Genomic DNA, 13,497 nt, shown 5'->3' on the forward strand with positions numbered 1-13,497 from the left:
TCCGTTAATCTCGTGATTATAGCCGGAAGGCATGGCTATGACGTAAAATACACGATTAGGTTTTATTCATATTCTATAAATTGAGTGTAAGAAATGTCTGATTTGCCACTGAACAGTGCTGTCCGTACCCGTTTTGCGCCTAGTCCAACTGGGTTTCTTCATATTGGTGGTGCCCGTACGGCACTGTTTTCTTATGCGTACGCTCGCCATCATGGTGGCAAATTTGTGTTACGGATTGAAGATACCGACTTGGAACGTTCAACGCCTGAGTCTGTGAAAGCAATTTTTGATGCGATGGTTTGGTTGGATCTGGATTATGACGAAGGTCCTTTTTACCAAATGCAACGGATGGACCGTTATAAAGTGGTGTTGGCTAGCATGTTGGAAGCTGGAACGGCTTACAAATGTTACTGCTCAAAAGAAGAATTAGAGACGATGCGTGCCGAGCAAGAAGCTCGCGGAGAGAAGCCTCGTTATGATCGCCGCTGGCGTCCTGAGCCTGGCAAAGTATTGCCAGAGCCTCCTGTCGGTGTTGACCCTGTTATCCGCTTTCGCACACCATTGACTGGTGTGGTGGGTTGGGATGATATGGTGAAAGGCCGTATCGAGTTCAGTAATGAAGAGTTAGATGATCTGATTATTGCTCGTCCTGACGGTACGCCCACCTATAACTTCTGCGTGGTCGTAGATGATTGGGATATGGGCATTACGCAAGTGATTCGTGGTGATGATCACGTGAACAATACGCCACGCCAAATTAATATTTTGCTCGCGTTGAACGCTCCTTTACCGCAGTACGGCCATGTGCCGATGATTCTGCGTGAAGATGGCCAGAAAATGAGTAAGCGCTACGATGCCGTATCTGTTATGCAGTATGAAGAAATGGGCATCTTGCCAGAGGCGCTTCTAAACTATCTTGCTCGCTTAGGTTGGGGGCATGGCGATGATGAGTTGTTTACTCGCGAACAATTTGTCGAATGGTTTGATACCCGTAATGTAAGTGGTTCGCCATCCCGTTTTGATTTGGGTAAATTGAAGTGGGTGAATGCGCACTACATCAAGCAATCATCGGTTGAGCGCTTGGCTGGTTTGGTGAAACCGTTCTTGGTGGCTAGCGAAGTAAATGTAGCAGATGAAGCAATGTTGCTTGCCGCTGTGGCTTTGTATAAAGATCGAGTCGAAACCATCAAAGACTTGGCTGAACAAGTGAAGTTTTTCTTCGTCACTGTTGCTGCGCCGCAAGAGTTGCTGGATCAGCATTTAACTGATGCTGCTAAGCCTTGGGTTGCTGTATTGGCTAGCAAATTAAGCGATACCGAATGGACGAAAGAGGCGATTGCTGCACTAATGAAGGCGGTGGTTGCTGAAAGTGGCTTGAAGTTCCCTCAGTTAGCCATGCCTGTGCGTGCATTGGTGTGTGGCACAACGCAAACACCAAGTATTGATGCGGTGTTAGCTGCATTGCCTAAAACGGTTGTACTAGCTCGTTTAGCCAGTTAAGTATTTGCCAAGGGGGATGTCATCCCCCTTGGTGGTAGTGCGTTGTCACAAAGTAAACATAAATAATAATTACATCACTATTTTATAAATGGGTGCATTAGCACCCTTTAATAGAGAAAATTCCATGAAGCAAGAATTGCTAAACCGTATTGCTAGTAAAGAAGCAAAAATCGGTATTGTCGGCTTAGGATATGTTGGTTTGCCGCTTATGCTACGTTTTGCCGAAGTAGGTTACAAAGTGCTGGGTTTTGATATTGATACCAGCAAAGTAGATGCATTGATGGCTGGCAAGTCATATATCGAACATATCTCTGCCGATGCAATTGCGACCGCGCGAGCTGGTGGGTTTGAAGCAACGACGGATTTTAGCCGCGCAGATGAGGCGGATACGCTGATTCTATGTGTGCCAACACCATTGAATAAATACCGTGAACCAGATCTGTCTTATGTGTTAAATACCACCGATGCATTAGTGCCGTATTTGCGCAAAGGCCATCTGGTTTCACTAGAGTCTACGACTTATCCTGGTACGACTGACGAAGAGTTGTTGCCTCGTATGGAATCCCGTGGCTTTAAAGTGGGTGAGGATGTCTTCTTGGTATTCTCTCCAGAGCGTGAAGATCCGGGTAATCCTAATTTCACTACCCGTACGATTCCTAAGGTATGTGGCGGTGTGACTGAGGCGTGTCTAGAAGTCGGTGTGGCCTTGTATAGTGCAGTGATTGACCGAGTGGTGCCTGTCAGCAGCACCCGTGCAGCAGAAATGACCAAGTTGCTAGAGAACATTCACCGAGCGGTGAATATTGGTCTTGTGAACGAGATGAAAATCGTTGCAGACAAGATGGATATCGATATTTTCGAAGTGATCCGTGCGGCAGCGACTAAACCATTTGGCTTTGTGCCATATTTCCCTGGGCCGGGCCTGGGCGGCCATTGTATTCCAATTGATCCGTTCTATCTGACATGGAAAGCGCGTGAATATGGACTGCATACTCGCTTTATCGAGTTGGCTGGTGAAGTGAACTCCAGCATGCCTGATTGGGTGGTGAGTAAAGTGGCTGCGGCGCTTAATACACGTAAGCAAGCTATTAATGGAAGTCGTGTATTGGTGCTTGGTATTGCCTATAAGAAGAACGTTGACGATATGCGAGAGTCTCCATCTGTATTCTTGATGGAAAAATTGCGTGATTTGGGCGCGGAAGTGGCCTATAGCGATCCGCATGTGCCGGTATTCCCGAAAATGCGTGAGCATCATTTTGAGTTGTCTAGTGTGGAGTTAACTGCTGAAGCACTTGCTTCTTACGATTGCGTCTTGTTGGCCACCGATCATGATCGTTTTGACTATGACCTCATCAAGGTAAATGCCAAATTGATCGTTGATAGTCGTGGCCGTTATCAAACGCCATTTGATCATCTAGTGAAAGCGTAAGGAAAAAGGCTTCATGAGACATTATCCCCCTGCAATTACCGATCGTAAAATTCGCTTTGCGCTAGTTGGCTGTGGCCGTATTGCACAGAACCATTTTGCGGCAATGGAAAAGCACGCAGATTACATTGAGATTGTCGATGTTTGTGATATCGACCCAGCTGCACTAGCTGCTGCTGTTGAGCGTACCGGTGCGAAAGGTCATGTTTCATTGGATGATCTTTTGGCAACGACGACGGCAGATATTGTGGTGTTAACGACACCAAGTGGTTTACATCCGAATCAGGCGATTCAAATTGCTGAAGCTGGCTTGCATGTGATGACTGAAAAGCCAATGGCTACTCGCTGGCATGATGGTTTACGCATGGTTGAGGCTTGCGATAAAGCGAATGTTCGATTGTTTGTTGTAAAGCAAAATCGTCGCAATGCGACATTGCAGTTGTTAAAGCAAGCGGTTGAACAAAAACGCTTTGGCCGTATTTACATGGTAAACGTCAACGTGTTCTGGACGCGACCACAATCGTATTACGATACCGCAGCATGGCGTGGTACTTGGGAGTTTGATGGTGGAGCCTTTATGAATCAGGCAAGCCATTATGTGGACTTACTAGACTGGTTAATTGGCCCAGTGGAGAGTGTTCAAGCTTACACTGCTACGTTAGAGCGTGATATCGAAGTAGAGGATACTGGTGTCATTAGCATTAAGTGGCGTAGTGGTGCACTAGGCTCGATGAACGTTACTATGCTGACATACCCGAAGAACTTGGAAGGTTCGATTACCATTATTGGTGAAAAAGGGACGGTTCGTGTAGGTGGTGTGGCGGTGAACGAGATTCAGCATTGGGAGTTTGAAGATAAACGCCCTGAGGATGAATCCGTAAAAGAAGCGAGTTACCAAACAACTAGCGTTTATGGATTTGGGCACCCGCTCTATTACCACAATGTGATTGAAGTGCTAAAAGGCAATGCAGAACCAGAGACAGATGGTAGAGAAGGTCTGAAATCATTAGAACTATTGATTGCGACATACTTATCTGCCCGTGATGGCAAGCGTGTTAGCCTACCTCTAGACTATTAATAACAATCTTGTTTTTTTAGTAAGAAGGTAATTCTGATGAACCAGCCTGCAGGCCAAGTAAAGCATGATCCAGTGGCATTTGCTCACTTGTTACGTGGCCTGTCGGCGCTGGCTGTATTGATATTTCACTATGTGTTGATGTTTTGGCAACGGCCAGCAAGAGTTGCCGACCTGACAGGAATGCCTGTGTTGGCAACCGGTTCAGAAGCATTTGTCGGACATCAGGCATTGATTGCATGGTTGCCCATTAATTTAGGGGCAATTGCAGTTGGTGCGTTGTTCCTCTTAAGTGGCTTTGTTCTGCCATTTTCATTCCGACCAGATACGACGCGGACTGGGTTTCTGATTGCGCGTTGCTTCCGTATTTTACCGACTTACTGGGGCGGTTTCTTGGTGTCGTGTGGATTAGTCGCCATTGTTGCTGCTCTTTATGCGCATCCATTTCCATACACGATGAAAGATGTGTTGCTTCATTTATTTCCTGGCCCTAGAGATTTGTTGGGCGGGGCGAATATTGATGGCATCGTGTGGACGCTAGATGTTGAAATGAAGTTTTATGCACTAGCGCTGTTATTTGCTCCGCTTATTAAACGTGCAAGTCGGTGGGTATTGCTAATGCCGTTTGGTTTGTTTGCTACTGGAGTGGTATTAGATCTTCTTGCTAAACCGGTTTATCCCACTTTGTCTTACTTGTTGTTTGCTTCGATTGGGATTGTGTTTCATTGGCATTATCGCGGACAGATGAAATTAGCTGAAGCGGCGATCTGGATGATGACTGGTGTGGCAATGTTTTTCTGGATGGCTGTTAAATGGTTTGCCTGGCCTGGATTATTATCGTTTAGTTATGTCTTAGCGCTGGTGGTGTTTGTAGCAGCCTATGCGTCTAGAGAAAAAATTAACTTACATCCCGTCACCCGTTGGCTGGCAGATGTCAGTTATCCACTTTACTGCGTGCATGCAGTATCGGGATATATATTGATTCGATGCCTATTAATGTGGGGTGTTCCTGCTGTGGTGGCTATTTTGCTTGCCGCGGCAAATGCATTGATTCTGGCGACCTTATTGCATCGTTACCTTGAAGTGCCTAGCCCACAATGGGGTAGGTCGTTGATCAAAAAATTACAAAAAAATACTGGCTGAAATAGCTACATAGTGAAATGGACAATACATGACAGTCAAAATTCACCCCACCGCCATTGTTGATGATGGCGCGCAAATTGGCGATGGCACTGCTGTATGGCATTGGGTGCATGTATGTGCAGATGCCAAAATTGGCGAGCGCTGTTCATTTGGACAAAATGTATTTGTTGGCAATGATGTAGTTATTGGTAACAACGTCAAAGTACAAAATAATGTCTCGATTTATGATGCAGTGACATTAGAAGATGATGTATTTTGTGGGCCAAGCATGGTGTTTACCAATGTACATAACCCTCGCAGTCATGTATCTCGCAAGCACGAATATCGCCGTACCGTTGTGAAAAAGGGTGCGACAATCGGTGCGAATGCAACGGTGGTTTGTGGCAACCAAATTGGGGAGTATGCCTTTATTGGGGCTGGTGCGGTGGTGACGAAAGATGTCATTCCCTACGCCCTGATGGTGGGAACGCCAGCTAAACGAATTGGCTGGATGTGTCAGTGCGGAGAAAAATTACCCGCAAGTACTGGTGCAGTGCAATGCCCTCATTGCCAAACAACGTTCCAGATTACTGATTCGACCTGCGAACCACTAACAACTAACTAGTGTGGATTCTGTTTTTTAGAATCAAACAAAATGAATTATTCGCTATTGCCTTTGGGTGATAGACCACCAAAATTAATGGATTGATGCAATGGATTTTATTGATCTTAAAAGCCAATATAAACACAGTAAGTCAGCAATTGATGCGCGTATTCATGCCGTCTTGGATCACGGTCAATACATCATGGGACCTGAAGTCGCTGAGTTAGAGTCAAAACTAGCTGACTATACCGGTGCAAAACATGCGATTGGTGTTGCAGATGGCACCACTGCGCTTATGATTGCGCTGATGGCCTTAGGTATTGGCGCAGGCGATGAGGTCATCACTACACCATTTACCTTTATCGCGACCGGTGAAATGATTGCATTGGTTGGCGCTACTCCGGTGTTTGTTGATGTCGACCCAACGAGCTATAACTTAGATCCCGCCTTAATTGAAGCGGCAATTACCCCAAAGACGAAGGCAATTATGCCCGTTAGTTTGTATGGGATGTGTGCTGATTTTGATCGCATCAATGCGATTGCTGAAAAGCATGGTCTAGCAGTGATTGAAGATGGTGCACAGAGTTTTGGTGCAAGCTATCACGGAAAGCGCTCTGGCGCATTGTCTACGATTGCAACGACCAGCTTTTTTCCGTCTAAACCATTGGGTTGTTACGGCGATGGAGGTGCTTGTTTTACAAACGATGACGCATTAGCAAAAAAAATGCGAGAAATTCGTATTCATGGGCAAGATCGTCGTTACCATCATCCAATCATTGGTCTTAATGGGCGTCTGGATACCATTCAAGCCGCTGTGCTTTTGGCAAAGTTGGAAACGTTTGACGATGAAGTAACTGCTCGTCATCGTATTGGAGCACGTTATAGTGAATTGCTAAAAGATAAAGTGCGTACGCCAGTGCTACCTGCTGGTTATACCAGTGTCTATGCACAATATACGGTAGAAGTGGATGACAGAGAAGCTGTTCAGGCCAAACTTAAAGCGGCTGGTGTGCCGACTGCGGTACATTATCCAATCCCGTTACATTTACAGCCTGCATTTTCTTCCTTAGGTTTAGGGGAAGGAGCATTCCCTCACGCAGAAGCGGCTGGAAAACGAGTAATGAGTCTGCCGATGCATCCTTTCTTGGATAATGCCACGCAAGATAAAATAGTCGCTGCACTTTTAGAAGCGATTGCGTAATTTCTGTGTCTGCTGATCGCCATTTCTTTAAAAGTATTTTAACGTTATTAACCGGGGCAACGCTTGCACAAGCGTTGCCTTTGTTAGCTGCGCCATTATTAACACGCATGTACGCGCCGGATGATTTTGGCCTATTTGCGTTTTACAGTGGACTGATGAGCAACCTTGCCGTGGTTGCAACCGCAAGATACGAGCTAGCCATTGTTTTGCCTAAAGAAGAAAATGATGCCGCCCATCTATTAGGGCTATCACTCATCGTCTCGATTTTATGGGCATTTGTCTTACTTCCAATTTCCTTACTATTTGGAAATCAGATAGCCCATGTACTTGGGCACCCCGAAATTAGCATGTGGTTGCCATTGCTTGCGTTATCTGTGATGTTGGCAGGCTTTAGCCAAGCATTTACTAATTGGGCTAATCGGCAAAGGCAAGACCGACTCTTGGCCAGTTCTCGTTTTGTCCAGAGTGGCGGCATGGTCGGTGTGCAAGTCACCGGTGGCTTATTAAAGTTTGGTGAAGAAGGCTTAATTTTAGGTCAAGTTGCTGGCCAAGTATTATCGACCTTTATGCTGGGTTGGAAGCATTTAATTACTGGTTTTGCTAGCTTGCGCCATTTGTCGTGGCATCGGATGAAGCAGTTGGCACTTGAATACAAAGCATTCCCAACCATTAACTCGATGCACGCTTTTGTGACGGCAGGACAGGAAACAGGCGCGTTATGGCTGCTGGCGCATTATGGCAATCACGCCGCATTAGGTTTTTATGGGCTGACAATCCGTGTGTTGAAAACGCCTGTTGGCTTAGTCGGTAGCGTGGTTGGCCAAGTGTTGTATCAACGAATGGCAGAAACCAAACATCAACAGAAACCATTATTACCGTTGTTTCGTAAAATCCTGTTGCTATTGACGGGCGTCGCCATTATCCCAACCCTAATTTTGTTAATTGGTGGGGAGTGGTTATTTATCAAGGTATTTGGGGTTCGCTGGGCTGAAGCGGGGCGGTATGCGCAGTGGTTGTCTCCTTACATGCTTCTTTATTTTGTTGCTTCACCACTTGCATCGCTGCCATTGGTGATTGGTAAACAGAAATCCTCTTTTTCTTTTGCTGTCGTAGGCATTTTTTCTTATTTATTTGGTATGTGGTTGGGTGTTGCTGTACTGCCATCTGTCGAGAGTGGATTGGCAGTTGTCTCAATCGCTATGTGCATTTATTTCTTTATTTACTTGGCTTGGATGTGGCGCGCGATTGCCACTTCAGATAAGCAATTGGAGATGGGGCATCATGACTAAGCCTGAACCATCGCTTTCCGTATGGCATCAAATAGTGTGGTTTGCATTAAAGGTTGTGTGGCGGCTTCGCCAGCGAGTTTCCAATCTAAAATGGCAATTGTTAGGTTGCAAAATTGCACAAAATGCGCAAGTCGAACCCGGTGTTAATTTGCTTGCGCCAATGTCTGTTACGTTAGATGAACGAGCGATTTTATATCGTAACTCACAAGTAATGACTTTGCCTGGCGGCGAATTCTATCTTGGACGGCGCAGCCATATAGCTCCTGGCGCGTACTTATTAGTTGAACGCCAGCAGTTATGGATTGGCCATCATGTGGCGATTGGTCCTGGTTGTAGTTTTTTCTGCGTAAGTAATGTCCCGGTTAGCGAAGGATTAATGGTCGATGCTCGGGTTGGTAGCGATATACGTGTTGGTAGTAATGTATTTATTGGTGCGAATTGTGTGATTTTACCCGGCGCACTGATTGAAGATAATGTCTGTGTCGCGGCAAACTCGGTAGTGAAAGGGACTTTATCTTCTGGTTGGGTATATGCAGGTAGCCCTGCTAAGGCGGTAAAACCAATTGGTGGTGCAGAAAGGGTGGAGAATGTCGCTGGTTTGTAGTGCGCTCAATTGGTCGATGTGGTGCCGGACGTTCATTAGCTATCCTTTTCATCACAGCACTTACTGGATTGTACAATTTAGAACTGCATTGGCGGCAACCTTAGGTTGTAGTGCATCTATGCTTTGGGTGTTTGGTGCAGGACGCGTTGGATTGTACCGTTTTGCTAGTTCGCTGAAATTTCAACCAGATGAACATGTGATTTTGCCTGGCTATACCTGCGTGGTGGTACCGAATGCAGTGCATTTTGCTGGTGCAGCTATACGGTATGTCGATATTTCTCCTGACACATTAAATTACACCGCAGAAGGTTTGATTGGTGCGTGTAACGACAAGACTCGTCTGCTTGTGTTGCCTGCCAATTTTGGCATGGAACATGGGCATGAAGTTTTACTTCGTACCCTTAATGATTTAAAACAGAAATTTCCACGATTAGTTGTCATTGCAGACATGGCGCATGCCTTATCTGACTCGACATCTGGCAGTATTGCGCAATCTGTGGATGCGGCTTTTTACAGTTTTGAATTTTCAAAGTGCCTGACAACCGGCATGGGTGGGGCTTTGCGCATTAATAATGCGCAACTGGCTAAAACCTTTGAGGCAAACGAATCGGATAAGCCGCTTGAAAGACCATCTGCATTATTGGTTATTAGACAAATGCTTACGGTAAAAACCCATTTGTTAGCTGCTAGTGGTTGGTCCCGTGTAGGGCGATGGTCTCAGGGGATATTGCGACGCTTGAAATTATTATATGCAACACCAGCAGAAGAGCTAAGTGGGACACAGCCAAATGCTTACCCTATGCAGATGAGTGCCTTGGGTGCATGTTTAGGTCTGCAGCAGCTAAAAGCATATAAAGAAACCACGAGACTAAGAAAACAGCAGTCTGCTGAGTATCAAACCCTGTTGCAAAATCATTCGGCGATTGAAATCCCAACTATTCATGCCGATGACTCCTTATTACGTTTCCCTGTTCTAATGTCGCCGGTACTCTTTGAAAAGGGGTGGACGCGCAGTTCGTTAATTGAGCATATCAAAAAGCGGACAGGCTTATCTGTTGGCGTTTGGTTTAACGATGTGATTCACCCTGCAGGTAGTTTTCGCCATGGCTATCAAATCGGCAACTGTCCGATCGGAGAAGAGGTGGCTGAACGAATGATCAACCTGCCACTTGGCAGACATGCGGATGTGAGTCCGTACGTATTAGTAAAATTAAAACGGGCGTTAGATGAGGTAATCGCATGAGCCAAGTCTGCCAACGCCTCCTACTAATTGGAACGGACTCGATCCACACACGCCGTTACTTAAAGGGCATTGCACCGTATTGTGGATCGGTGGTGTTGATTACCAATCAAGCCATTCCGAAAGAAGAACTGCCCGAGAATTTACTGGCTCAGCATGTCACTAATTTTTCATTACGAGCATTTGGCACGGCAAAAGCGATTCGAGCTTTGATAAAACAATATCAGCCAGATATTGCTCATGTTCAGCAAGCAAATAGCGTGGCCTGGCATGCAGCAAATGCCCTCAAAGCAAGTGGTATACCTTGGGTATTGTCTTGTTGGGGATCTGATGTTTTATTGCTGCCCAAAAAGAATTGGCTAATGAAGCAAATGGTAAAATTTAATTTGCTGTGTGCGAATGCGGTCACTGCAGACTCGCAACACTTATTAAACACTGCTAATGCCGTTGCCGGTAAACCGTTAAACGCACACATGCTGGTATTTGGGTTAGAACAACTGCCATCAGAAGCTGTACTGACGCAAGATAGGCCAAAACGTATTTTATCTTGTCGCTTGCATAAGCCGCTATATAGGATTGATGCCATCATTCATGCGTTTGCTGAATTGGTAAAGCACCAATTAATTGATGCGGATTGGCAACTGGAAATTGCCGCACGTGGCGAGCAAACGGACGAACTTAAAGCATTGGTGGATTCGTTAGGGTTAAATGAACAAGTTTTCTTTTCTGGCTTTTTACCGCACGCTGAATTGCTTGACCATTACCTAGACGCGCGCGTATTTGTGAGCGTGCCAGAAAGTGATAGCACGCCGGTTAGCTTATTAGAGGCGATGGGGAGTGGGTGTTACCCGGTGCTATCTGATTTGCCCGCCAATCGAGAGTGGGTTGTCGATGGTGAAACAGGTGAAGTCTGCCGTGAAATGAGTGCGCTTGCAAACAAACTACAGCAGGCAATAGCGGTTTCGACAACTCCAAGTATTCAGCCCATTTTAAAGAAAAACTACTTACTCATTAAAGAAAAAGCGATGTTTGCTAGTAATATGGCAGCCTTTGCACAGATTTATTTTACACTGCTAGCAAAATCAAATTAATTCGGAATTCGTAATGCACATCGCCGTTCTTACCTCTGCTCATCCCCGGTTTGATATCCGGATTTTTATCAAAGAATGCAAATCGCTAGTGGCTACCGGACATCGCGTCACCCTAGTGGTGGCTGATGGATTAGGTAACACGGTTCGTGATGGTGTAGACGTACTGGACGTGGGTAAGGCAACGGGGCGCGCCGGTAGGATGACTAAAAGCGTGTATCGGGTTTATCGTGCTGCAATGCGCCTGAATGCCGATGTTTACCATTTTCACGATCCTGAATTGCTGGTGGCTGGTTTATTGCTACGTTTGGCTGATAAAAAAGTGGTCTACGATGTGCATGAAGACGTGCCGCGCCAGATTTTATCTAAACCTTGGATTCGTCCACTCATCCGTAAAGTCATTTCTCGTACATTCGAACTATTCGAAAATGCAGCGGTATCTACCTTTAGCGCGGTCGTTGCGGCGACCCCTACTATTCGTGATCGATTCTTGCCCCATAATGCCAAGACTGTAGATGTAAATAATTTCCCGATCCTTGAAGAATTGACGCCTGCGGCGGATTGGTCGCAAAAGCAGCATGCTGTTTGTTATATCGGTGGTATTACCCGGGTGCGAGGCATTATGGAGGCCTTGGCTGCTGTAGCGGACACAGATGCGACGCTACTCTTGGCTGGTGCGTTTAATGAGTCTTCGCTAGAGCAGGCCGCTCGTCAGCATTCTGGCTGGCAGCGTACAGACTTTGCTGGCATGTTGGATCGTCATGGCGTAGCACAGCTATTATCTAAATCAAAAGTTGGTTTAGTTACCCTGCATCCTATCCCGAATTACCTTGATGCCTTGCCGATTAAACTGTTTGAATACATGGCCGCTGGGATTCCTGTGATTTCGTCCGATTTTCCTTTGTGGCGCGAGATTGTTGACGATGCTGGATGCGGGTTATGCGTGGATCCTCTCGATCCACAAGCCACAGCAGAAGCGATTCGTACGCTGTTATCAAATGATGAAGCAGCAAAAGCGATGGGGGCTTCTGGGCGCCGTGCAGTAGAAGGCAAATATCAGTGGGCAAATGAGGCTCGTAAATTAGTGGCGCTATATGCTGGTTTTGAGGGCGCGCATTAATGAAGATTTTGTATATTAACCACTATGCGGGTTCCCCAAAGCATGGCATGGAGTTTCGCCCATATTATTTGGCGAGAGAGTGGATTCGTGCAGGGCACGAAGTACACATGCTTGCAGCAGATTATTCTCATCTGAGACAAATTAACCCAACGATCCACTCGAAAGTGGCTGACGAACTCGTGGATGGGATTACCTATACGTGGTGCAAAACGCCGCCATATGAAGGGAATGGCGTTTCTCGCGTAAAGAATATCTTCACTTTCTTGTGGCGTGCCTGGCGACAATCCGGGCGCTATCAAAATGACTATCGTCCTGATGTGGTCATCGCTTCTTCTACTTACCCGTTAGATACGTTGTTAGCAGCGAGAATCGCCAAAAAGACCGGCGCGAAGTTTCTTTACGAAGTACATGATCTATGGCCGTTAACGCCAGTAGAAGTTGGTGGGATGTCACCAAAGCACCCGTTTATTCGCCTACTGCAATGGGCTGAGGACTATGGTTACCGTACTGCGGATAAAGTTGTCTCGATGCTGCCTTGCGCCAAAGCCTATATGATGGAGCATGGCATGGCTGCAGACAAATACGTGGTAATTCCGAACGGGGTAGTGGTGTCCGAATGGACATCGCAAACCCAAACCATCCCCGCATTGCATGATCTACAGATTATCGCTTTACGTGAGCAAGGGCATTTTTTGATCGGATATGCTGGTGGGCATGGCCTCGCTAATGCGCTGGATGTACTACTAGACGCAATGGTGGCACTAAAAGATTTACCCGTGAGTGTGGTCTTGGTGGGAGAAGGGCCGGACAAAGCTAAACTTATCGAGGAAGCCAAAGCAAAAGGGTTGCGAAATGTACATTTCCTTTCTGGTATTCCCAAAGGTGCAGTGCCGAATTTCCTATCTAAACTAGATGCACTTTATATTGGCTGGCGTCAGTTGCCGATTTATCGGTTTGGGATTAACCCAAATAAATTATTTGATTACATGATGTCGGCAAAACCCGTGATTCACTCTGTCACGGCGGGCAATGACATGGTGGCAGAGGCGGAGTGTGGCATTAGCGTCCCGGCAGAGGATGTTCCTGCCATTGCAAATGCAATTCGCCAAATGATGAATACCCCACCAGCGCAGCGCGAGCGTATGGGTGCTGCAGGTAAACGTTTTGTGCTAGAAAAGCACGATTATGAAATTCTCGCAGCCCGCTTTGTGGCTGCAATGAAATAGGT

At 46.2% G+C, this 13,497-nt stretch carries 12 protein-coding genes; all 12 read left to right on the plus strand.

The features are described from left to right. Nucleotides 1-93 precede the first annotated feature (93 nt). On the plus strand, nucleotides 94-1,500 hold the full coding sequence (gene gltX, locus LIN78_RS01095) for a glutamate--tRNA ligase (RefSeq protein WP_227177633.1): 1,407 nt from the start codon (nucleotides 94-96) through the stop codon (nucleotides 1,498-1,500). Nucleotides 1,501-1,624: 124 nt separating this feature from the next. Next, entirely contained in the window at nucleotides 1,625-2,929 is a 1,305-nt protein-coding gene (locus tag LIN78_RS01100) for a nucleotide sugar dehydrogenase (protein WP_227177635.1), read from the plus strand. Nucleotides 2,930-2,942: 13 nt separating this feature from the next. Next, nucleotides 2,943-4,004, plus strand: coding sequence for a Gfo/Idh/MocA family protein (locus LIN78_RS01105; protein WP_227177637.1), 1,062 nt, complete (start codon nucleotides 2,943-2,945; stop codon nucleotides 4,002-4,004). A 36-nt stretch (nucleotides 4,005-4,040) separates the two neighbouring features. Beyond that, on the plus strand, nucleotides 4,041-5,144 hold the full coding sequence (locus LIN78_RS01110) for an acyltransferase family protein (protein ID WP_227177639.1): 1,104 nt from the start codon (nucleotides 4,041-4,043) through the stop codon (nucleotides 5,142-5,144). A gap of 28 nt (nucleotides 5,145-5,172) precedes the next feature. After that, nucleotides 5,173-5,748: an acyltransferase gene (locus LIN78_RS01115; RefSeq protein ID WP_284700236.1), complete on the plus strand. Its 576-nt coding sequence runs from the start codon at nucleotides 5,173-5,175 to the stop codon at nucleotides 5,746-5,748. Nucleotides 5,749-5,836: 88 nt separating this feature from the next. Beyond that, entirely contained in the window at nucleotides 5,837-6,928 is a 1,092-nt protein-coding gene (locus LIN78_RS01120; protein ID WP_227177640.1) for a DegT/DnrJ/EryC1/StrS family aminotransferase, read from the plus strand. Between the two features lie 5 nt (nucleotides 6,929-6,933). After that, complete coding sequence (locus LIN78_RS01125) at nucleotides 6,934-8,217, plus strand: lipopolysaccharide biosynthesis protein (RefSeq protein ID WP_227177642.1); 1,284 nt, start codon at nucleotides 6,934-6,936, stop codon at nucleotides 8,215-8,217. Beyond that, on the plus strand, nucleotides 8,210-8,821 hold the full coding sequence (locus LIN78_RS01130; RefSeq protein WP_227177645.1) for an acyltransferase: 612 nt from the start codon (nucleotides 8,210-8,212) through the stop codon (nucleotides 8,819-8,821). Before LIN78_RS01125 ends, LIN78_RS01130 begins: the two co-directional genes overlap by 8 nt. Then, entirely contained in the window at nucleotides 8,805-10,064 is a 1,260-nt protein-coding gene (locus LIN78_RS01135; protein ID WP_227177647.1) for a DegT/DnrJ/EryC1/StrS family aminotransferase, read from the plus strand. The genes LIN78_RS01130 and LIN78_RS01135 overlap by 17 nt, the downstream gene beginning before the upstream one ends. Beyond that, on the plus strand, nucleotides 10,061-11,152 hold the full coding sequence (locus LIN78_RS01140; protein ID WP_227177649.1) for a glycosyltransferase: 1,092 nt from the start codon (nucleotides 10,061-10,063) through the stop codon (nucleotides 11,150-11,152). The genes LIN78_RS01135 and LIN78_RS01140 overlap by 4 nt, the downstream gene beginning before the upstream one ends. A gap of 13 nt (nucleotides 11,153-11,165) precedes the next feature. Next, complete coding sequence (locus LIN78_RS01145; RefSeq protein WP_227177651.1) at nucleotides 11,166-12,269, plus strand: glycosyltransferase family 4 protein; 1,104 nt, start codon at nucleotides 11,166-11,168, stop codon at nucleotides 12,267-12,269. Then, entirely contained in the window at nucleotides 12,269-13,495 is a 1,227-nt protein-coding gene (locus LIN78_RS01150) for a glycosyltransferase family 4 protein (RefSeq protein WP_227177653.1), read from the plus strand. The genes LIN78_RS01145 and LIN78_RS01150 overlap by 1 nt, the downstream gene beginning before the upstream one ends. The last annotated feature ends 2 nt before the right edge of the window (nucleotides 13,496-13,497 follow it).

Origin of the sequence: Leeia speluncae, from assembly GCF_020564625.1 — a bacterium.
Classification (GTDB): domain Bacteria; phylum Pseudomonadota; class Gammaproteobacteria; order Burkholderiales; family Leeiaceae; genus Leeia; species Leeia speluncae.

Bases quoted from the DNA above. Each gene is read 5' to 3' on its own strand.
- LIN78_RS01135 (WP_227177647.1), top strand. From the start codon at position 8,805: ATGTCGCTGGTTTGTAGTGCGCTCAATTGGTCGATGTGGTGCCGGACG.
- gltX (WP_227177633.1), top strand. From the start codon at position 94: ATGTCTGATTTGCCACTGAACAGTGCTGTCCGTACCCGTTTTGCGCCT.
- LIN78_RS01110 (WP_227177639.1), top strand. From the start codon at position 4,041: ATGAACCAGCCTGCAGGCCAAGTAAAGCATGATCCAGTGGCATTTGCT.
- LIN78_RS01150 (WP_227177653.1), top strand. From the start codon at position 12,269: ATGAAGATTTTGTATATTAACCACTATGCGGGTTCCCCAAAGCATGGC.
- LIN78_RS01120 (WP_227177640.1), top strand. From the start codon at position 5,837: ATGGATTTTATTGATCTTAAAAGCCAATATAAACACAGTAAGTCAGCA.
- LIN78_RS01130 (WP_227177645.1), top strand. From the start codon at position 8,210: ATGACTAAGCCTGAACCATCGCTTTCCGTATGGCATCAAATAGTGTGG.
- LIN78_RS01100 (WP_227177635.1), top strand. From the start codon at position 1,625: ATGAAGCAAGAATTGCTAAACCGTATTGCTAGTAAAGAAGCAAAAATC.
- LIN78_RS01145 (WP_227177651.1), top strand. From the start codon at position 11,166: ATGCACATCGCCGTTCTTACCTCTGCTCATCCCCGGTTTGATATCCGG.
- LIN78_RS01115 (WP_284700236.1), top strand. From the start codon at position 5,173: ATGACAGTCAAAATTCACCCCACCGCCATTGTTGATGATGGCGCGCAA.
- LIN78_RS01140 (WP_227177649.1), top strand. From the start codon at position 10,061: ATGAGCCAAGTCTGCCAACGCCTCCTACTAATTGGAACGGACTCGATC.
- LIN78_RS01105 (WP_227177637.1), top strand. From the start codon at position 2,943: ATGAGACATTATCCCCCTGCAATTACCGATCGTAAAATTCGCTTTGCG.